Annotated in this window: 17 protein-coding genes; 12 read left to right on the top strand and 5 right to left on the bottom strand. The window is 64.9% G+C overall.

Annotation, left to right across the window (positions count from 1 at the left end; genetic code table 11):
- Nucleotides 1-44: 44 nt before the first annotated feature.
- Genes AC2CGW_RS06455 through AC2CGW_RS06440 form a run of 4 tightly spaced genes read left to right on the top strand, consistent with a single transcriptional unit; the run spans nt 45 to nt 3,917 of the window.
- Entirely contained in the window at nt 45-989 is a 945-nt protein-coding gene (locus AC2CGW_RS06455; protein ID WP_484573718.1) for a DUF72 domain-containing protein, read from the top strand.
- On the top strand, nt 986-1,759 hold the full coding sequence (locus AC2CGW_RS06450; protein ID WP_484573717.1) for an endonuclease/exonuclease/phosphatase family protein: 774 nt from the start codon (nt 986-988) through the stop codon (nt 1,757-1,759). Before AC2CGW_RS06455 ends, AC2CGW_RS06450 begins: the two co-directional genes overlap by 4 nt.
- The gene (clsB, locus tag AC2CGW_RS06445; RefSeq protein WP_288374974.1) at nt 1,756-2,958 is read left to right on the top strand and encodes a cardiolipin synthase ClsB; all 1,203 of its coding nucleotides are present in this window, start codon (nt 1,756-1,758) and stop codon (nt 2,956-2,958) included. The genes AC2CGW_RS06450 and clsB overlap by 4 nt, the downstream gene beginning before the upstream one ends.
- A complete protein-coding gene (locus tag AC2CGW_RS06440) occupies nt 2,958-3,917 on the top strand; it encodes a lysylphosphatidylglycerol synthase domain-containing protein (RefSeq protein WP_186707725.1) in 960 nt (319 codons plus the stop codon). The genes clsB and AC2CGW_RS06440 overlap by 1 nt, the downstream gene beginning before the upstream one ends.
- A gap of 138 nt (nt 3,918-4,055) precedes the next feature.
- Here AC2CGW_RS06440 and AC2CGW_RS06435 read toward each other — a convergent pair whose 3' ends face one another.
- Entirely contained in the window at nt 4,056-4,931 is an 876-nt protein-coding gene (locus AC2CGW_RS06435) for a LysR substrate-binding domain-containing protein (RefSeq protein WP_186664141.1), read from the bottom strand.
- A 214-nt stretch (nt 4,932-5,145) separates the two neighbouring features.
- Between AC2CGW_RS06435 and AC2CGW_RS06430 the strand changes: the two genes are divergently transcribed.
- From AC2CGW_RS06430 to AC2CGW_RS06405, 6 genes are all read left to right on the top strand, one after another.
- A complete protein-coding gene (locus tag AC2CGW_RS06430; protein WP_426352552.1) occupies nt 5,146-6,315 on the top strand; it encodes a porin in 1,170 nt (389 codons plus the stop codon).
- 48 nt (nt 6,316-6,363) lie between these two features.
- On the top strand, nt 6,364-7,302 hold the full coding sequence (locus tag AC2CGW_RS06425; protein ID WP_186720511.1) for a LysR substrate-binding domain-containing protein: 939 nt from the start codon (nt 6,364-6,366) through the stop codon (nt 7,300-7,302).
- 560 nt (nt 7,303-7,862) lie between these two features.
- Entirely contained in the window at nt 7,863-9,287 is a 1,425-nt protein-coding gene (gene aldA, locus AC2CGW_RS06420; protein WP_484573716.1) for an aldehyde dehydrogenase, read from the top strand.
- 82 nt (nt 9,288-9,369) lie between these two features.
- Nucleotides 9,370-10,662 (top strand): MFS transporter, encoded by a 1,293-nt coding sequence (locus tag AC2CGW_RS06415; RefSeq protein ID WP_186707731.1) that lies wholly within the window; start codon nt 9,370-9,372, stop codon nt 10,660-10,662.
- On the top strand, nt 10,659-11,876 hold the full coding sequence (locus tag AC2CGW_RS06410) for a mandelate racemase/muconate lactonizing enzyme family protein (protein WP_186664132.1): 1,218 nt from the start codon (nt 10,659-10,661) through the stop codon (nt 11,874-11,876). The genes AC2CGW_RS06415 and AC2CGW_RS06410 overlap by 4 nt, the downstream gene beginning before the upstream one ends.
- Nucleotides 11,877-11,930: 54 nt before the next feature.
- Nucleotides 11,931-13,586, top strand: coding sequence for a GMC family oxidoreductase (locus AC2CGW_RS06405; protein ID WP_484573715.1), 1,656 nt, complete (start codon nt 11,931-11,933; stop codon nt 13,584-13,586).
- A 100-nt stretch (nt 13,587-13,686) separates the two neighbouring features.
- On the opposite strand, the gene AC2CGW_RS06400 is transcribed toward AC2CGW_RS06405, so the two are convergent.
- From AC2CGW_RS06400 to AC2CGW_RS06390, 3 genes are read right to left on the bottom strand one after another with little or no spacing between them, the layout of a single operon-like run.
- Entirely contained in the window at nt 13,687-14,709 is a 1,023-nt protein-coding gene (locus tag AC2CGW_RS06400; protein WP_186707735.1) for a histone deacetylase family protein, read from the bottom strand.
- The gene (locus AC2CGW_RS06395; protein ID WP_484574003.1) at nt 14,709-15,950 is read right to left on the bottom strand and encodes a Zn-dependent hydrolase; all 1,242 of its coding nucleotides are present in this window, start codon (nt 15,948-15,950) and stop codon (nt 14,709-14,711) included. The genes AC2CGW_RS06400 and AC2CGW_RS06395 overlap by 1 nt, the downstream gene beginning before the upstream one ends.
- Before the next feature lie 27 nt (nt 15,951-15,977).
- Nucleotides 15,978-17,282, bottom strand: coding sequence for an MFS transporter (locus AC2CGW_RS06390; RefSeq protein WP_186707737.1), 1,305 nt, complete (start codon nt 17,280-17,282; stop codon nt 15,978-15,980).
- Nucleotides 17,283-17,495: 213 nt separating this feature from the next.
- On the opposite strand from AC2CGW_RS06390, the gene AC2CGW_RS06385 reads away from it, so the two are divergent.
- Nucleotides 17,496-18,407 carry a LysR family transcriptional regulator gene (locus AC2CGW_RS06385; protein WP_054895604.1) on the top strand — a complete coding sequence of 304 codons (912 nt, stop codon included), beginning with the start codon at nt 17,496-17,498 and terminating at the stop codon, nt 18,405-18,407.
- A 217-nt stretch (nt 18,408-18,624) separates the two neighbouring features.
- Entirely contained in the window at nt 18,625-19,560 is a 936-nt protein-coding gene (locus AC2CGW_RS06380; protein ID WP_186664127.1) for a cyclase family protein, read from the top strand.
- A gap of 36 nt (nt 19,561-19,596) precedes the next feature.
- Here the strand turns inward: AC2CGW_RS06380 and AC2CGW_RS06375 are convergent, their stop codons facing one another.
- Nucleotides 19,597-20,490: a LysR family transcriptional regulator gene (locus tag AC2CGW_RS06375; protein ID WP_054891435.1), complete on the bottom strand. Its 894-nt coding sequence runs from the start codon at nt 20,488-20,490 to the stop codon at nt 19,597-19,599.
- Between the last annotated feature and the right edge of the window lie 99 nt (nt 20,491-20,589).

The raw sequence follows: 20,589 nt of genomic DNA, 5'->3' as shown, positions 1-20,589 counted from the left end.
GTCAATCCTGCTGAACCCTCTCGATCCGCCACGGGTCGCTACTGATGAGTACATCAATACAGGGGGCTGTGGTGAGCGAGATCCGCATTGGCATTTCCGGTTGGCGCTATGGCCCATGGCGCAAGGACTTCTACCCCAAGGGGCTGCGCCAGGACGACGAGCTGGCGTTTGCCTCGCGGGCGGTCAACAGCATCGAGATCAATGGCTCGTTCTACGCGCTGCAGACTCCGGAACGCTACGACCGCTGGCGTGACGAGACGCCAGAGGATTTCGTGTTCTCGGTCAAGGCCCCACGCTATATCACCCATGTGCGCAGGCTTCGCGAGATCGACGAAGCGCTGGCCAACTTCTTCGCGTCGGGCCCGCTGCTGCTGGGTGACAAACTTGGGCCTTTCCTCTGGCAGTTTCCCCCTAACCTGAAATTCGACGTGCAGCGCTTCAGCGACTTTCTGGCCAAGCTCCCGCATGACCGCTCTGCCGCCCGCCGCCTTGCCCGCCAGGCCGCCGAGCGCCTGCAAGGCAACGGTGCGGCGGCCGTCAAGGGCAACTCACGCCTGCGCCACGCCGTGGAAATCCGCCACCCCAGTTTCCTCTGCGATACCTTCATCGACCTGCTGCGCAAACACAAGGTCGCCCTGGTGGTCGCCGACAGCGCGGGCAAATGGCCCTATGTCGAGGAAGTCACGGCCGATTTCATGTACCTGCGCCTGCATGGCGATGTCGAGCTCTACAGCAGCGGCTATACCGCCAGCGCGCTGCGCCGCTGGCGTATGCGTATCCAGGCCTGGGCTGCGGGCGGCCAGCCGGAGGATGCCCAGCGCGTCGTGCGCCGCGCCCCGGCAAAGCGCGCTTCCCGTGACGTGTACTGCTACTTCGACAATGACCAGAAAGTGCATGCCCCGTACGATGCCCGTCGCCTGCTTGGCAAGCTCGGCCTTGACGGCGAATTGGTGACAGAGCCCGGCGTCGATCCGCAGGAGCCGCTATGAACGGAACTTTGCCCGCCCCCCGCTGCATCATCGACAAGGTGACCGCCGTGCACCGCCTGACGGTGCTGACCCTCAACGTGCACAAGGGTTTCACCCTGTTCAACCGCCGTTTCATCCTGCCGGAGCTGCGTGAGGCGGTACGCGCTACCGGGGCCGACCTGGTGTTCCTGCAGGAGGTACACGGCAGCCATCAGCAGCATGCCGAGCGCCACCCGACCTGGCCGACGGCACCTCAGTACGAATTCCTCGCCGACAGCATGTGGCCGCAGTTCGCCTACGGACGCAACGCGATCTATCCCCATGGCGACCATGGCAACGCCCTGCTGTCCAAGTTTCCGATCCGCGCCCACGACAACCTTGACGTCACGATCCACGGCAACGAAGAACGCGGCCTGCTGCATTGCCAGCTCGAAGTGCCCGGCCATGAGCAGGTGCACGCGATCTGCGTGCACCTGTGTCTGCGCGAAGAGCACCGCCAGCGGCAAGTCGGCCTGCTGCTGGCGTTGCTCGACAGCCTGCCGTCGGGCGAGCCGGTCATCGTCGCTGGCGACTTCAACGACTGGCGTCTGAAAGCAGATGTGCGCCTCTCGAGGCATCTGGTCGAAGCCTTCGGCAAGCCGGCGCGCAGCTTTCCCGCCCGCCTGCCGCTGCTGCGCCTGGATCGCATCTACCTGCGCAACGCACAGGCCTGCGAAGCCCGGGTGCTGTCCAGATACCCGTGGACGCACCTTTCCGACCACGCCCCGCTGGTAGCGCAGGTGACGCTATGAAGCTGTCCTGGAGCGACGGCAACCACGTCCAGTTGCTGATCAACGGCGAGCAGTACTATCCACGCGTGTTCGAGGCCATGGCCCAGGCTCGCGAGGAGATTCTCCTGGAAACCTTCATCATCTACGACGACAAGGTCGGGCAGCCCTTGCGCCAGGCCCTGATCGACGCCGCACGGCGTGGGGTAAGGGTCGAGGTGGCCGTGGACGGTTACGGCACCGCCGACCTGCCCGACGAGTTCATCGCCTCGATGACTGCGGCCGGGGTCCGTTTCCATTCGTTCGATCCGCAACCACGGCTGGCCGGCATGCGCACCAACCTGTTCCGTCGCCTGCACCGCAAGATCCTGGTGATCGACGGACAGCGCGCGTTCATCGGCGGTCTCAATTACAGCGCCGATCACCTTGGCGATTTCGGCCCGCAGGCCAAACAGGACTATGCCGTGGAGGTCGTCGGCCCCGTGGTGGGCCAGCTTCACGCGTCCTCTTGCCGATTGCTCGCCCCCGTGCTGGACGCCGCCAGTCGAATCCAACCGAACGGTATCGCTGCAGGCCCGGCCAGTGCCGTGCTGGTGGAACGCGACAACCGGCGCCATCGCAACGATATCGAAGTCTGCTACCTGCAGGCCTTCCGTGAAGCCAGGCAGCGTATCGTCGTGGCCAACGCCTACTTCTTCCCCGGCTACCGCCTGCTGCGCGAGCTGCGCAACGCCGCTCGGCGCGGGGTCGAGGTAACCCTGATCCTCCAGGGGCAGCCAGACATGCGCTGGGTCCGCACACTCTCCCGGCTGCTCTACAACTACCTGTTGCGCGACGATGTGCGCATCCACGAATACTGCCAGCGCCCGCTGCACGGCAAGGTGGCGTTGGTGGACGACGACTGGTCCACGGTGGGGTCGAGCAACCTCGACCCGCTGAGCCTGTCGTTCAACCTCGAAGCCAACCTGCTGATCCGCGACCGTGCGTTCAACGATCTGCTCTACCAGCACTTGAGCGCACTGACCCGCGAGCAGTGCAAGGCCGTGACGCTGGAGCGCATGGTGCGTGGCTACTGGTGGCGCGCCCCGTTGGTCTTCCTGGGCTTCCACATCACCCGCTATTTTCCGCGCATCGCTGGCTGGTTCCCGGCACACCGGCAACGCCTGCAGTCGCTGCAAAGCGAAAGCGAGGCTCCGGCCGACTACCAAGAGGGCAAGACCTGATGGCCACGGCACGCTGGAAGACCTGGGGCAAACGCCTGCTGACCGTGCTGTTCCTGGTGTTGATCCCGGTACTGCTGTTCACCCTGGCGCGCAACCTGGACTGGAACGAAGTCAGCCAGTCGCTACGGGCCTACCGGCCCTCGACCCTGGTGCTGGGGTTGCTGCTGGCTCTGTGCAGCTACCTGGTGTTCGCCAGCTACGACCTGCTCGCCCGCGCCTATACCGGACACCGCCTGCCGGCCCGGCAGGTGCTGCCGGTAGCATTCGTCTGCTATGCATTCAACCTCAATTTCACCACCTGGGTCGGTGGCGTGGCCCTGCGTTACCGCCTGTACGGCAGGCTGGGCCTGGACACCCCGACCATCACCCGCATCCTCACCCTGGGGCTGCTGACCAACTGGATGGGCTACCTGCTGTTGGCCGGCATCGTATTCGCCTTGGGCTTGGTCAAGCTGCCGCAGAGCTGGACGGTAGGCGCTGGCGGCCTGCGCCTGATCGGCGTCCTGATGATCGTGGTTGCGTTGGCTTATCTGTTCGCCTGCGCCTTCGCCAAGCGGCGCACGTGGGACCTGCGCGGGCATGAAGTCACCCTGCCGAGCCTGCGCCTGGCCTTGTGCCAAGTGGCCCTGGGCGCAAGCAACTGGGCGCTGATGGCGGCGTTGATCCATCTGCTGCTGCCACCGGAGCTGTTCTATCCCTCGGTGCTGGGTGTGTTGCTGATCAGTTGCGTGGCGGGCGTGGTCGCCCATATACCCGCCGGGCTCGGCGTGCTGGAGGCCGTGTTCCTCGCCCTGCTTCACGGCCAGCTCGGCCAGGGCACGCTGGTGGCCGCACTGCTGGGCTATCGAACGTTGTACTACCTGATCCCGCTGCTGTTGGCGGTGGTCACCTACCTGATCCTCGAAAAACGCGCCAAGGCCTTGCGCCGACAGGCCGGGCCAGCCCTCGACAAGCGCTGATGGGCCAGGCGCGGAGCGATTGCGAACACAGCCACGGTGCCTGGCCGCCCCATTGACGCACAGGAGAACTGTCCAACTTTTCGGGGGCAGTCCATCCCTGTGGGAGCAGGCCTGCCCGCGAAGAAAGACGCCGCAATCTCAAGGATTGCTCACCACTGCCAGCCAATCGGCAAAGCGCTCCACCTTCGACAACCCGCGCTTGTCACCCGGCACCTCCATCCAGTAGCCATAAGGCCCGATCACCTCCACCGGGGTGATCGGCAGCAGGCTGCCGCTGGCCAGCTCACGCTCGATCATCTGCCGGTCGATCACCGCCAGGCCGCCGCCGGCCAGGGCGGTGTGGATCACCTGGTCGAGGGTGCCGAACTCGATGCCGCAGTCGGCATCGACATCGCTGCGCCCTGTGGCCGCCAGCCAGTTCTCCCACACCCGCAGGCGGCGGCCTTCGTGGAGGATGTGCAGCAGCGGGTGATCGCGCAGACAAGGCTCACGGCCATCCTGGAACAGCTCGGGGCTGGCCACGGCGATGTGCCGTTCCATCACCAGCAAACGGCGATTACCCGTGCCCTCGCCTTCACGGCTGAACAGGATGCGGCAGTCGAGTTCGCCGGGGTGCTCGTCATCACGCTGGCTGGTGACGCTGAGGCTGATGTCCGGGTAGCGCTGCATGAAGCCGCGCAGGCGTGGCGATAGCCAGCGGGTGGCCCAGGTCGGTGGCGCAAGGATACGCAGGCGCTGGCGCAGATTGGGCACGCGCACCGCCTCCAGCGCCCGCTCGATGCGATCGAACGCCTCGCCCAGGTGCGGGGCCAGGGCGTTGCCTGCCTCGGTCAGGGTCAGGCCACGCGGGCCGCGGACGAACAGCACGACACCCAGGTAATCCTCCAACTGCTTGATCTGTCGGCTGATGGCGCCCTGGGTGACGTTCAGCGCATCGGCGGCGCGATTGAAACTGCGGTGGCGAGCAACTTCCTCGAAGACCTTGAGCATGTTCAAAGGCGGCAGGGTGCGCATGGTGGGGCTCTGCTGATCGTTGTTTTTGTAGGGCGATTCTACAGGGGCGCGACTGCCTGCAAACATGCGTTTTTCTCGGGTTACCGCTGCGTAATGCTCGTTTGTGCCGGGGCACGGGCGTTGGATAGGGTCGCCCCAATCGCGGGCTTGTCCCGCGATTGGGCCGCACAGCGGCCCCGATAACGACAAGAAACCACCAAAGGTGCCCCCACCCATGCCCGCACTTCCGTTGCGTCACACCCTGCTTCCCGTCCTGCTGACCCTCAGCGCCGCAGCCCAGGCTGTGCCGATCACCGAGAACCTCGACGTCGGCGGCGCGATCCGCGCACGCTTCGACCACGACCCGGACCGCAAGATCGACAAGGCCGGCCTGGACACCATCATGCTGCGCGCCAACTACGACTCGGACAGCTGGATCGGCGCGGTGCGCTATCGCTTCTATGGCAAGGCCTACCCCTACCAGTACACCGACAAGGTCGGCGATATCCAGTTCGCCGAGTACGCCTGGGTCGGCTACAAGTTCGACGAGAACCGCCAGGTCCAGGTCGGCCTGAACAAGATCCCCTTCGGCCTGCAGCCGTATTTCGGCAGCACCTTCTACGAGACCCTGGGCAACGTGATCGGGCTTGAGGACGTCGAGGCGGTAGGCGCCAAGTACATCCACCAGCAAGGCGACTGGAACCTGCAACTGGGTCTCTACGGACGCCCCGCCTGGCCTGGCCGCGGCACCAGCAACGGCACCACCTACTCCAGCGTGGTGACCTCGGCCGACGACTATGTCGCCGACGGCAGCCGCAACCAGGAGCGGCAGATCGCCGTCGCTCGCCTGGCTCGCTCGTTCAAGCTGGGTGACTGGCAGTCCGAGGCCGGCATCTCGGGCCTGACCTCGCGCCTGGAAAACCGCGACACCCACGACGACGGCCGACGCAACGTGATCGGCGTGCACTACCTGGGCAAGAACGGCCCCTGGGGCGTGCAGATGCTTGCCGCGCGCCAGCAGATGTCGCCACGCAACCCGGACAACAGCGAGCGAGTGACCTTCGGTGGCTACGACGGCACCTACAACGTCGCCAGTCGCGGTAACCTTTACGTCGGCGACCTCAGCTACAGCGTGCCCGGCACCTTTCTCGGCGACTGGATCAGCGGAGTCACCCTGTATGGCAACTACAGCCGCTTCGACAAGTCTGCATCCGGCTTCGACAGTTCCGAACGCTTCATCCTCGGCACCTCGTTCTCGGTGCGCAGCTTCTACATCGCGGTGGAGTGGCTGAACGGGCGCAACGATCCGTACATCGGCGGCAGCAGCTACACCGAAAGCCTCGCCCAGGGCGGCACCGACCATTGGGAGAACCAGCTGTACATGAACATTGGCTATTACTTCTGAAAACCCCGGGCCGCTGTGCGGCCCCACTCCCACCAGGAGACACGGCGAGTGAAACGCAAGATCCCGGCACTCAACGCCCTCAAAGCCTTCGAGGTGGCCGGCAGCACCGGCAGCTTCACCCGCGCCGCCGAACTGCTCAACGTCACCCAAAGCGCCGTCAGCCGCCAGGTGCGCCAGCTCGAGGAACAGCTTGGCGAATCGCTGTTGCAGCGCCGCCACCATCACCTGCAGCTCACCGACGCCGGGCGTACGCTACTCAATGCCCTGCAGCAATCGTTCGATCGTATCGAGCTGACCGTACGCGGCATCCAGCAACGCCAGCACCCCACGCGCATCCGTCTCAACGCCCCGCCAACCTTCGCCAGCCGCTGGCTGCTGCCGCGTCTTGGGCGCCTGCGCGAGGCGTGTCCGGGGCTCGAAGTGACACTCACCACCCAACTGCAGGACAACCTCGCGGAAATCGCCACGCTCGACTGCGCGATCCGTTTCGGCAATGGCGAATGGGACGGCCTGGACAGTTCGCTGCTGATGCACGAACGGCATATCGCGGTGTGTTCGCCGTCGCTGCTGGCACAGCAGGAGGAGCGCCGGGTCGACCTGCATCACATGCCCCTGCTGCACGTGCTGGCCCGCGAGGACCAGCGCTTCCTGACCTGGCGCCACTGGCTGGACGCTGCCAGGATCCAGGGTGTGGACCTGCGTGGCGGCTATGAATTCGACCTGCTGGACATGGCCATCCGCGCCGCCATCGACGGGCTCGGCATCACCATCGCCGACCGGCAGATGGTCGCCAGGGAGCTGGCTGCCGGGCAACTGGTGCAGGTGCTGGACGTGCAGGTCGACGGCCACCAGTCGTACTGGTTCGTGACCCGACCGGACCAGCAATTGCCCGCGCATGTGGAGCAGTTTCGCGAGTGGCTGATGCAGGAGGTGTGGCTGGCCGAGCGCAACCTGGGTGGGCCATCGGAAGTGGCGGTCTGCGAATAGGCGCAGCCGCCATCGCGGGGCAAGTCAGGGCGCCGAACCGCCTACAACAGCCCCGCAACTCCTGAATACCGCTCCAGTTACCTGTTGAGCAACTGTCTTGCTCAAATCCAAGGCGTGCCCAATCCCTGTGGGAGCGGGTTTACCCGCGAAAAGAACACCGCGATGCATGGCACCGGCTAAGCCGGTGATCGCGGGACAAGCCCGCTCCCACCGGCATTGGGCAGGCCTCAGATTTTTGAGCAAGGCGGTTGTCCCCACAGGACTGAGCTGGTCTTTAGATTTTGAACGATGCAGTTGCTCCCATGTAACACCGCAGTATTCAGAAGTTGCAAAGCTGTTGCAGGCAGTTCGGCGCCCCGCTTGCCCGCGAAGCAGTCCCCACCACCCCTCAAGTAACATGCGTTTTAAGCACATTACCCCCACGCATTAATCGTTTGTTCCCCGTCCCTGCCTGCGACAAATTGTTCGCCATAACCCACAAGAAAACCGCTGCGCCAGCGCCGCCCCGTGCCCGCTCGCCAGCCCTTGTGGGCCCGTTCAACCCGCAAGCGGACACCTTCATGCGTACAGAACACAACTTCATCGACGGTCGCTTCGTCGTCGCCCCCGAGCAACCCGCCCTGAGCGTGTTCGACCCGGCCACCGACGTACAGGTCGGCAGCGTCAGCGCCGCCAGCCCTGCCCAGGCCATCCAGGCCGTCGAAGCCGCCAGCCGCGCCCAGCGCAGCTGGGCTGCCCTGCCCTCGATCGAGCGTGCCCAGCACCTGCGCCGCCTGGCCGACGCCCTCGAAGCCTGCGCCGACGACATCGGTGCAGCGCTGGCCTGCGAATCCGGCAAGGCCCCCGGCGAAGCCCGCAACGAGGCGCTGTACGCCGCCGAGATCACCCGTTACCACGCCGAATGGGCACGCCGCATCGAAGGCGAAGTGATCCCCAGCGACACCCGCGACGAAACCATCCTGCTCAAGCGCGAAGCCATCGGCGTGGTCGCCTGCCTGATCCCGTTCAACTACCCGGTCTACACCCTGCTGCGCAAGGTCGCCCCGGCGCTGATCGCCGGCAACACCGTGGTCGTGCGCCCAAGCAACAACACCCCACTGTCGGCCTTCGCCATCGCCCGCGCCGTGCAGCAGGCGCAATTGCCCGACGGGGTGATCAACATCCTGGCCATGCAGCACGATGTCGCCGCCACCCTCTGCACCCAGACGGCGGTCGGCATGATCACCCTCACCGGCAGCGTACGCGCCGGGCGCACGGTGCTCGAATACTGCAAGGCCAACATCGCCAAGCCGTCGCTGGAACTGGGTGGCAAGACCCCGGCCATCATCGAGCCCGATGCCGACCTGGAGGCCGCTGCCGCCGCCATCGTCGCCTCCAAGACCACCCACTGCGGCCAACTGTGCACCGCCATCGAGCGCGTCTATGTGCAGGCCAGCGTACACCAGCGCTTCCTCGCCCTGCTGCGCGACAAATTCGCCGCCGTGCGCATCGGCAACCGCGCCGAGGATGCCGCCTGCATGGGCCCGCTGATCAGTGCAGGCTCGCGCGAGGAGATCCACGCCAAGGTGCAGCGCGCCGTCGCGGCCGGGGCCCACATCGAAGCCGGCGGCTACCTGCCCGAGGGCCCGGGCAACTTCTACCCGGCCACGCTGCTCAGCGGCTGCCGCCAGGACATGGAGATCGTCCAGGAAGAGACCTTCGGCCCGGTGCTGCCGGTAGTGGCCTACGACACCCTCGACCAAGCCCTGGCCATGGCCAACGACCACCAGTTCGGGCTGTCGTCGGTGCTCTACAGCGAGAACTACCGCAGCGCCATGAAGCTGGCCAACGCCATCGAAGCCGGCGAGCTGTACGTCAACCGCACCCCTGCCGACCCCTACCAGGGCTACCACGCCGGCTGGAAACGCTCGGGGTTGGGCGGCGATGACGGCAAGCACGGCATGCTCGAATTCACCCAGACCCGCCTGGTGGTCCTCAAGTACTGACCCGCGCAGGGCACGCTGCCTGCGTGCCCTGCTCCACTGCCCTGCGACAACCCCGACGACAGATCCGCCCACGAGAACAACAATGAAAAAAACAATAAATACCGAAGCGCTCAGCGTGCCCAGCACTTCTGCCAACTTCTCGCGCTACCTGCAACTGGCCCTGCTGGTGCTGGCCGCTGGCGCCATCTACCCGATGCTGTACCTGCGCCAAGTGTATCAGAGCACCATGCTCGAGGCGCTGTCGATCAGCAACAGCGAGCTGGGCTACCTGTACTCGATCCTCGGCACCGCCTTCCTGGTCAGCTACCTGCCCAGCGGCTGGCTCGCCGACCGCATTTCACCGCGCTTCCTGATCAGCTTCTCGCTGGTCGGCACCGGCCTGCTCGGCGTCTGGTACGCCCAGTTGCCAGGCTTCGAAGCGCTGCTGGCGATCTTCTGCGGCTTTGGCATCACCACCGGCCTGACCTTCTGGGCCTCGCTGATCAAGCGGGTCAAGATGATCGCGGGCGAAAGCGAACAAGGCCGCTTCTTCGGTGTGCTCGATGGCGGCCGAGGCCTGGTCGAGGCGCTGCTGGCGACCATCGCCATCGCCCTGTTCGCCCAGGTCGCCGACAGTGCCGGCGGCAGTGCCGTGGGCCTGACCCGGGTCATCCACTTCTACGCCGCCTGCTGCGTGATCCTGGGCCTGGCGCTGATGCTGGTTCGCGACCCGCAGGTCAAGGCCGACACCATCAAGGCCCGCGAAAAGGCCAACCTGCTGCACGACCTGCGCACCCTGATGGCGATCCCGGAACTGTGGCTGGTCACCGCCATCGTGTTCTGCGGCTACCACTTCTTCTGGGCCACCTACAGCTTCTCGGCCTACCTGCAAGAGGGCGGCTTCGGCCTCAGCGCCACCGCCGCCGGCCTGATCACCACCATCAAGCTGTGGATGCGCCCGCTGGGCGGCATCGGCGGCGGCTGGCTGGGTGACCGTTTCTCCAAGACCGGCGTGCTGGCCTGGGCCATGGTCCTCGCCGCCGTCGGCATGATCGGCCTGATCGTGCTGCCGAGCCTGCGGGTGCTGGGCGTGCTGGTGTTCCTGGTGATCTTCATCGGCCTGATGACCTACGCCATCCGCGGCCTGTACTGGGCCATCCTCGACGACTGCCAGGTGCCGCTGCGGGTCACGGGCCTGGCGATCGGCATCATCTCCCTGGTCGGCTACTCGCCTGACGTGTTCCTGCCCCTGCTCAACGGCTGGATCATCGATCACTTCCCAGGCTTTCTCGGCTACCAGATCTACTTCTCCTACGTCGTGGTGATGGGCCTGCTCGGCGTCGTCGCCACCCTCATCCTGAACAAACGCATCAAGTCCAAGGCGGGCAAAGCATGAAGATCGTATCCCTGCAAACCCACGTGGTGGCCGTGCCACCGCCGCATGTCGGCGGCATGTACTGGCTGTTCGTCACCCTCAAGACCGACTGCGGCATCGAGGGCGTCGGCGAGATCTACGCCGCGACCTTCCACCCGCGCGCCATGGTGCCGGTCATTGAGGACGTGTTCGCGCGCTACCTGCTCGACCAGGACCCGCACCATATCGAGCGCTTCTTCCGCCGCGCCTACTCCAGCGGTTTCACCCAGCGCCCGGACCTGACCATGATGGGCGTGGTCAGCGGCCTGGAAATGGCCTGCTGGGACATCATCGGCAAGGCCGCGAACAAGCCGGTCTACGAGCTGCTCGGCGGCCAGGTGCACGAGCGCCTGCGCTCCTATACCTACCTCTACCCGGTCAACGCCCAGGGCGAGTACGACTACAGCGACCCGGACCTGGCCGCCGAGTGCGCCGTGCAGAATATGCAACTGGGCTTCACCGCGCTGAAGTTCGACCCGGCCGGCCCCTACACCGCGTTCTCCGGCCATCAGCTGTCGCTGGAGGTGCTGGAGCGCTGCGAAACCTTCTGCAAACGCATCCGCGAAGCGGTGGGTAACCGTTGCGACCTGCTGTTCGGCACCCACGGGCAAATGGTCCCGTCGTCGGCGATCCGCCTGGCCAAGCGCCTGGAAAAATACGATCCGCTGTGGTTCGAAGAGCCGATCCCACCGGGCCAGGAAGAAGCCATGGCCCAGGTCGCGGCCAAGACCAGCATTCCGATTGCCACCGGCGAGCGCCTGACCACCAAGTACGAGTTCTTCAAGCTGCTGCAGGCGGGCGGAGCGTCGATCCTGCAGATGAACGTCGGGCGCTGCGGCGGCCTGCTCGAGGGCAAGAAGATCGCCAGCATGGCCGAGGCCTACTACGCGCAGATCGCCCCGCACCTCTACAACGGCCCGATCGGCGCGGCGGCGAGTTTCCAGCTGGCGGCCTGTACGCCGAACTTCCTGATCCAGGAAAGCATCGGCACCTGGGATGGCTTCCACGCCGAAATCCTCAACAAGCCTCTGCAATGGGAGGACGGCTACATCATCCCGTCCCGCGAGCCGGGCCTCGGGGTCGAGCTGGACATGGACGTGGTACGCCGTCATTCAGGCTACGAAGGCGAGCGCCTGCACCTGCAGATGGCGCCGCATCCGGTCGACGTCAAGGACGCCTCGCCGGCCAAAGGTTGAGCGTCAAGCCGCCCCGGCCTCGGGGCGGCCCTCTATTCACAGGGTTAGCGATACATGAACGATTTTGACTACATCATCGCCGGCGCAGGCTCGGCCGGCTGCATCCTCGCCGCGCGCCTGAGCGAGTCGGGGCGCCACAGCGTGCTGCTGCTCGAAGCCGGCGGCAAGGACAGCTCGCCATGGTTCAAGCTGCCGGTGGGCTTCGCCAAGCTCTACTACAACCCCACCTTCAACTGGATGTACTACACCCAGCCCCAGGCCCATCTGGCCGGGCGCAACCTGTATGCACCGCGCGGCAAGGTGCAAGGCGGCTCGGGTTCGATCAACGCGATGATCTACGTGCGCGGCCAGGCCCATGATTTCGATGACTGGGCCGCCAATGGCGCCGAGGGCTGGTCGTTCAAGGACGTGCTGCCGTATTTTCGCAAGCTCGAATCGCACCCGGCCGGGGCCAGTGAATACCACGGCGCCAGCGGGCCGATCGGCATCACCCCGATGAAAGGCCAGGCCCATCCGATCTGCGATGTGTTTCTCGAGGGTTGCGAGCAACTGGGCTATCCGCGCAGCGAAGACTTCAACGGCAAGCACTTCGAAGGGGCCGGCATCTATGACGTCAACGTGCGTGATGGACGACGCAGCTCCAGCAGCTTCGCCTACCTGCACCCGGCGCTGGGTCGCCCGAACCTGCACATCGAGCATCACGCCTTGGTCGAACAGGTGCTGCTCGAGGGCAAGCGCGCGGTCGGCGTACGCATTTCGCAGAACGGCATGGCGCGCGAGTTCCGTGCCCGGCGCGAGGTGATCCTGGCGGCCGGTGCGGTGGACACGCCAAAGATCCTGCAACTTTCCGGCATCGGCGACCGCGCCCTGCTCGACCGGCACGGCATCGACACCCGTCACCACTTGCCGGCAGTGGGCAAGAACCTGCAAGACCACCTGTGCGTGAGCTACTACTACAAGGCCAATATCCCGACCTTGAACGATGTGTTCGGCTCGCTGCTGGGCAAGCTGCGGCTCGGCCTGCAATACCTGCTGACCCGCAAGGGGCCGCTGGCGCTGAGCGTCAACCAGTCCGGTGGGTTCTTCCGCAGCGATGCCCAACAGGCGCACCCGAACCTGCAGTTATACTTCAACCCGCTGTCGTACCAGATTCCCAAGAACAACAAGGCCAGTCTGCAGCCGGAGCCTTACTCGGGTTTCCTGCTGTGCTTCAATCCGTGCCGACCGACCAGCCGCGGCGAAGTCCGCATCGCCTCACGCGATCCGCGTGAGCCTGCGCTGATCGATCCGAACTACCTGAGCACGCAGAAAGACATCGACGAGGCCATCCAGGGCAGCCGTCTGATGCGCTCGATCATGCAGGCCCCGGCGTTGCGGGCGATCACGGTCGAGGAAGTGCTGCCGGGCCCGGCAGTGGACGATGACGCGAGCATGCTGCAGTACTTTCGCGAGAACTGCGGGTCGATCTATCACCTGTGCGGCAGTTGCGCGATGGGCAACGACCCGTCGACCAGCGTGGTGGACGCGCGGTTGGCGGTGCATGGGCTGGACGGGCTGCGCATCGTCGATGCCTCGGTATTCCCCAATGTGACCTCAGGCAATACCAACGCAGCAGTGATGATGGTGGCAGAAAAAGGGGCAGACCTGATTCTCGAATCGGTCGAGCAGAGTGCCCCGATCCTGGCAGAGACTCAACGACGCTCGGCCTGAGCGGCACAGGCGAACCGGGCGAGCTGCACGGCAGCTTGCCCGGTTTTAGTGAGTAAAAACGCGACTCCACGCCATAAAACAATCCATTTGCATACTAAATTCAGCGCCAATCATCCATTTGAGCGAAGAACGCCTGAGCATTCGCCTCCAGGCTCTGCAGGTGATAGCCGCCCTCCTGCACGATCAGGCATGGCAGCCCCAGCTCGCGAATCCGCTCGCCAAGCGTGGCGAAGCCCTGGGTCGTGACCGCCACCTTGCTCTGCGGATCGAGTTCGTAGATATCGAAACCGAGCGACAGCACCAGCACCTCGGCATCGAAATCCTTCAGCGCATCCAGGGCAATGTCCAGTTGCGCCAGGAAGTCCCCCTCGCTCGCGCCATGGGCCATCGGCAAGTTCAGGTTGTAACCCTCGCCCTCGCCTGCGCCACGCTCATCGGCAAAGCCGGCCACGCCCGGGTAGAAGTTGGTGGGATCACCGTGCACCGAGACATACAGCACATCGCTGCGCGTGTAGAAGATCTCCTGGATGCCCTGGCCGTGGTGCATGTCGGTGTCCAGCACGGCGACCTTGTGGTAGCGCTCGCGCAATACTTGAGCAGCGACGGCCGCATTGTTGAGGTAGCAGAAACCGCCTGCGGCATCGAAGCGCGCGTGGTGCCCCGGCGGACGGCACAGGGCGTAGGCCGCACGTTCGCCGTCAAGAATCGCCCGGGCCCCGGCGACCGCACTCTGCGCCGACCAGTAGGCCGAGCGCCAGGTCTGCTCGCCCACCGGGCAACTGCCATCGGCCAGGTAGCGCGCCGCCTGGGCCAGGATGCCGCGCAAGGCGTTGGGCTCGCGCACGAAGATGTTCGACATCACTTCGTCGCCCCAATCCTCGGGCACTTCTTTCCAGCGCGCGTGCGCCTCCTGGAGGAAGGCCAGGTAGGGCTCGCCGTGCACCGCGGCGAGCGGCGTCAGGCCGGCATCCTGCGGTTGGCGGATGTCCATGTCCAGGTCGCGGGCCGCTTGCAGTAGGCGCTGAGCGCGCTCAGGGACTTCCTGAGGGGTGCGCATGGCACCACGGGAGTAGTAGCTGCGCGGATGGTGCAGCAGTTGTTCGGGGTGAAAATAGCAGCGCATCAGGCCTCTCCTGGTTCGACACGGCCGGCACGGGCCAGCACGGCGTTGAGCAATACATCGGCGCCGTTACGGGCGTCGTCGGGCAGCACGTCTTCGGCTTCGTTGTGGCTCAGACCGCCCACGCAAGGGATGAAGATCATGGCTGTCGGGCAGTAGCGCGCCAGCAGAATCGCATCGTGCCCGGCGCCACTGACGATCCGCTGCTGGGTATGGCCGAGGGCATCGACCGCGTGCTGCACCGCCGCCACGCACTCGGCATCGAACGGGGTGGCCGGGCTGACCCAATGCCGCGCGACGCTCACACGCAAGCCGCGCTGGGCGGCGACAACCTGCAGCAACTCACCCAGTTGACGTTCCATGGCCTCGATGGCTTCGTCGCGGTGATGGCGCAGGTCGACGGTAAAACGCACCACGCCCGGGATGGTATTGCGCGACGCTTTGCCGATGGACAGCTCGCCCACCGTGGTCAGGCCTTCGGGGGCGAAGTCGGCCGCCAGTTGCTCCACCGCCTGGATCATCCGCGCGGCGCCATACAACGCATCCTTGCGCAGCGCCATCGGCGTGGTGCCAGCGTGGGCGGCCATGCCCTGGACCGTGACGTCGAGCCAGCGAATCGCCTGACCGCCCGTCACCACGCCAATGCTCTTGGCGTTGTCTTCCAGGATCGGCCCCTGCTCGATGTGCGCCTCGAAATAGGCGTCCACCGGCCCGCCCAATGGCCGCTCACCGGCATAGCCAGTGGAGGCCAGCGCCTCGGCGACGCTGATACCATCGGCATCCTGGATCGCCAGGGCCTGCTGCAGATCGAGCACGCCAGTGAACACCGCCGAGCCGAACATCGCTGGGGTGAAGCGTGCGCCCTCTTCATTGGTCCACACGGCGATTTCCAGCGGCTTGCGGGTGTGGATGCCGAGGTCGTTCAAGCAGCGCACCACTTCCAGGCCGGCCAGCACTCCATACACGCCGTCGAAGCGTCCACCTTCAGGCTGGGTGTCCAGGTGGCTGCCCATCATCACGGGCGCAGCCTGTGGCTCGAGGCCGGGGCGTCGGGCGAACAGGTTACCGATGGCATCCACCGACAGGCTCAGGCCAGCCTCGCGGCACCAACCGACGAACAGCTCGCGGCCGGCCTTGTCGTCCTCGCTCAAGGCCAGGCGGCAACTGCCGCCACGGGCGGTAGCGCCCACCTCGGCCATGGCCATCAGGCTCGCCCACAGGCGTTCGCCATTGCTTTTCAACATCATGGGTACTCCAGTCGAATCGGGATTTCAGGCCAGCTCGAGGCGCTGGCTGTGGGCATACTGGCGCGCCAGGGCCAGTACACAGACCAGCGAGATGCTGGCGATCAAGGTGTAGAACAGCGCCATCGGCCACCAGTGGCCGCTGAACTGATGGGCAAGCCAGGTGCCGATCAACGGCGTCAGGCCACCGGCGATGGCGCCGCACACCTGGTAGGCCAGGGAAATCGCGGTGTAGCGCACGCGCGTCTGGAACATGCCGCTGACGAAGCCAGCAATCACCGCGTAGAACGACGCCATGCACGCAGCCGCCAGGGCGATACCGAGCACGATCAGCGGCCCCTGCCCGGAGCTGACCAGCACGAACATCGGGTAAGGCGAGGCCATCGCCAACAGCGCCATCAGGGCAAGGAAGCGGGTGGCGCCGAGCTTCTCCGACAGCCAGGCCGCGATGGGCTGCACACAGAACTGGATGATCGCCACGAAGAACAGGCATTCGAGGATCAGCGAGCGCTCCAGGTGCAGCTGCTGGGTGGTGTAGCTGATCATGAAGGTGTTGGTGAAGTAGACGCCGGCGATGCCCAGCGTATTGGCACCGATGCACAGCAACAGCGGACGCCAGGCGGTACGCAGCACCTCCAGCACCGGCGCCTGCTCCTTGCGCTGGGCCTTGAGCGCCTGTTCGCGGCTGGCGATGAACTCCGGCGACTCGTTGACCCCCAGGCGAATCGCCAGGCCGACCAGCAGCAACAGCGCACTGGCCAGGAACGGCAGGCGCCAGCCCCAGCTCATCAGGTCTTCTTCCGGCAGGCGGGTGACGGCGCCAAAGGCCAGCAGCGAGAGGATCAGCCCCGCCGGGCTGCCCAGTTGGGCGAACGATGCGAAGAAGGTACGCCGGCCCTTGGGCGCATGCTCGCCCGCCATCAACACCGCCCCACCCCACTCGCCACCCACGGCGATGCCCTGGACGATACGCAGCAGGATCAACAGCACCGGTGCGGTGGCGCCGATCTGTGCGTAGGTCGGCAGCAGGCCGATCCCGATGGTGACCACCCCCATCATCAGCAGGGTGATGACCAGGGATTTCTTGCGCCCGATGCGGTCACCCACATGACCGAACACGATGCCGCCCAATGGCCGGGCGAAAAAGCCGACGGCGAAGGTGCCGAAGGCCGCCATGGTGCTGAACAGGCTGTTGTCGGAAGGAAAGAACAAGGCACCGAACACCAGGGCGGCGGCGGTGGCGTAGATGTAGAAGTCGTACCATTCGATCATGGTGCCGATGAACGCGGCGGCCGCGGCCCGGCGCGGCTGGGGCGAAGCGGAAGGCTGCATGGGGCTGGCTCCTTTGCTTGTTGTTCTGGCAGGAGTTGAGGGTCACGGTGGCGCTCTCTGGCGCTTGGTCTTGCTGCAGGGGTGGCCTTTTCGCGGGCAAGCCCGCTCCCACTGGCCCTCTGCACGCCTTTGATTTATCTACCCGGGGCTATGATTAGTCAATTTTCTATTTATTATTCGAACTATTAGCCATGCTTATCATTCGAGCCCATCATGTCCGACCGCCTGCTCAACGACCGCCTCGACTGGAACCTGCTGCGCACCTTTCGGGTGATCGGCCAGGAACTCTCCATCAGCCGCGCCGCCGCTCGCCTGCACCTTACGCAACCGGCCGTGAGCCAGGCGCTCAAACGCCTGGAAGAACAACTCGGCCGCCAGCTCATCGCCCGCCGCGGCCCACGCTTCGTGCTCACCGAAACGGGCGAGCAACTGTTCCAGCTCGCCGGCGAGGTGTATGGACAGATGTCGCAGATCGGTGGGCTGCTGGAGCAACCTGCTGACGAAGTGGTGGGCAAGGTGCGGTTGCTGATGATCAGCCGTATCGTCAGCGAGCGCTTCGACGACTTTCTCGCCGACTTTCATCGCCAGCACCCTCGGGTGGAGTTGGAAATCGACGTGATGCGCAGTTCCGACATCGTCGCGGCCCTGCAGGAAAAGACCGCCACCGCAGGCCTGAGCCTCAACCGCCGTGCGCAACCGCGCCTGGAGCAGCGCCTGTTCCTGCGCCAGCGCTATGCCTTCTTCTGCGGCAAGCACCACGCACTGTTCGGCGCCCAGGAAGGCGACCTGCAACGGGAGAATTTCGTCAGTTTCACCAGCGACCAGATTGGCGGCATGCTCTCGCCATTGACCATCTTCCGCGACCAGCAAGGGTTCTCCGGCAGGATCGTCGCGTCCTCCCCGAGCCTTGAAGAAGTGCGTCGGCTGGTGATCGCAGGGTTCGGTATAGGCTGCCTGCCCGAGCATGTGGTGGCAGCGGATGTGCAGGCCGGGCTGCTCTGGAAGCTGGCGCCGCATGAAGGCATTGCCGATGTGGATATCCACCTGCTGTGGAACCGCGAGCAACGCTTGAGTCGGGCAGAGGGGGTGTTTATCGAGGCGTTGCAGCGGTGCCTGGAGGTGTGATTGTCAAGTGTTCTCAGGTGGCTGGACACCGTGATGGCAGGAGCAACGGCCTCATCCAACAATCTAAAAGCCAGCTCAATTCCTGTGGGAGCGGGCTTGTCCCGCGATGGGCAGCCCTGTTGACCCACAGGCAAAAGTGATTGTCCCGACCGCTACTTTTTCCCAAGCCGCCTGCTGCCGAGAATCTCCCGACTTCGTTTCACACCTCGGAGATTCCATGAAAGCGTTCAAACCCCTGCTCCTGGCCACCGCACTGGCCGCAACCGCGCACAGTGCACTGGCCGCCGACTGGCAAGCCTCGCCCTATGGCGCACAGGATGAAATCGGCGCCGCCAACCTGCTCACCCCCGAGGTGGTCAAGCAGGCCGCCGAGTTGATCAAGACCGGCAAGACCTACCCCCTCGCCGTGCCGGTGAGCAAGGACCTGCCGGCCTTCCGCCACCGCAGCTTCCACCTCTACAACATCCAGCCCGGCGAACAGGCCGGCCAGACCCTCGGTCGCAACAAGTTCACCTTCAACGATGAACTGGTCAACGGCTGGACCGGCGTCGGTACCCAGCTCAACGGCATCGGCCATATCGGCATCGACAACGTCTACTACAACGGCAACAAGGCTGCCGATTTCGTCACGGTCGAAGGCGTGACCAGGCTGGGCATCGAAAAGGTGCCGCCGATGGTGACGCGCGGCGTGGTGCTGGACATGACCGCACACTACGGCAAGGCCATCGTTCCCGGCGGCACCGCGTTTACCGTCGCCGACATCCAGGCCGTGCTGAAAAAGCAGCACATCACCCTGCGCAAAGGCGATGTGGTGCTGTTCAACACCGGCTGGCTGGAGTTGATCGGCAAGGATAACGCGCAGTTCCTCGCCACCGAGCCCGGCATCGACCTGCCGGCTGCGCAATGGCTGGCCGACCAGGGCATCGTCGCCTTCGGCGGTGACACCTGGGCCTCGGAGGTGTATCCGAACCCCACGGGCGAAGAGTTCCCGGTCAACCAGTTCATGCTGGCCAAGCGCGGCATCTACAACCTCGAGCTGATCGATACCCGGGCGCTGGTCAAGGACAAGGCCTTCGAGTTCATGTTCGTGCTTGGCCAGCCGCTCTACAAAGGCTCGACCCAGGTGAACATCAACCCGGTGGCGATTCGCTGATCGAGGCGCTGCGGCCCGCCCTGTCTACAGGGTGGATCACACGTTCGGCCACTGTTCCAGCAGGATCGAGACGAACTTCTCCGCCGCTGGCGACAATGAGGCGCCGCGGCGATACACAAGGCCCAGCGTGCGAGTCACCTCAGGCTCGATCAGTGGCACGCTGACCAGGGTCGGGTGATCGGCCGCCGGCATCGCCAGGCTCGGCATCGCCGACACCCCCAACCCAGCCTCGACCATACCTAGCGAGGTCGACAGGTGCTGCACCTCGTAGAACCATTTGGGCCGCAGCCCCAATCCCGACAGCGCGTGGTCGAGCAGCATGCGGTTGCCGCTCAGCCGCCCTACCCCGATCAGCCGGTGCTCTGCCAGCTCCGTCCAGCTCACAGACACGCGCCCGGCCAGCACATGGTCGCGCCGACAGGCCAGCACGAACTGCTCCTGCACCAGTGGGACGAACTCGATGTCCGGATGCTGCCCGCTCATCATGTTGATCCCGAAATCGGCCTCGCCACGCAGCACCGCCTCAAGCCCATCGTTGGCACTGAGGTCGAGCAGGCGGATGCGAATCTTGGGGTACTGCTCGTTGTAGAGGCGAATCACCGAGGGCAGGAAATAAAACGCTGCCGTGGGGATGCAGGCCAGAGTCACCTGCCCGGTCTGGCGCTCGGCCAGCTCGCGAATGCTCAGGATCGAATCCTCGAAATCGTCCAGCAGGCGCCGGGCCTTGGGTAGAAAGTCACGCCCGACACTGGTCAGCCCGACCCGCCGCGTGGTGCGTTCGAGCAAGGGTGTCCCAAGGCCATCCTCGAGCTTCTTGATGCGTCGGCTCAAGGCGGGCTGCGATAAATGCAAAACCTCCGCTGCCTCGTGAAAACTACCCAGTTCGGCGATTTTCACGAAAGATCGTATGTCCTGAAGTTCATATTCCATGCTGATTCTCTTTCAGACACTGGCCGTCAATTTATTTATAAAACGCAATAATAGCGACGATATTTGCATTGGATTGATTTATCCACCCCTGTCACTCTT

The organism is Pseudomonas sp. SYWMCR5, from assembly GCF_057197165.1.
This window is presented reverse-complemented; position numbering and strand designations above follow the sequence as displayed.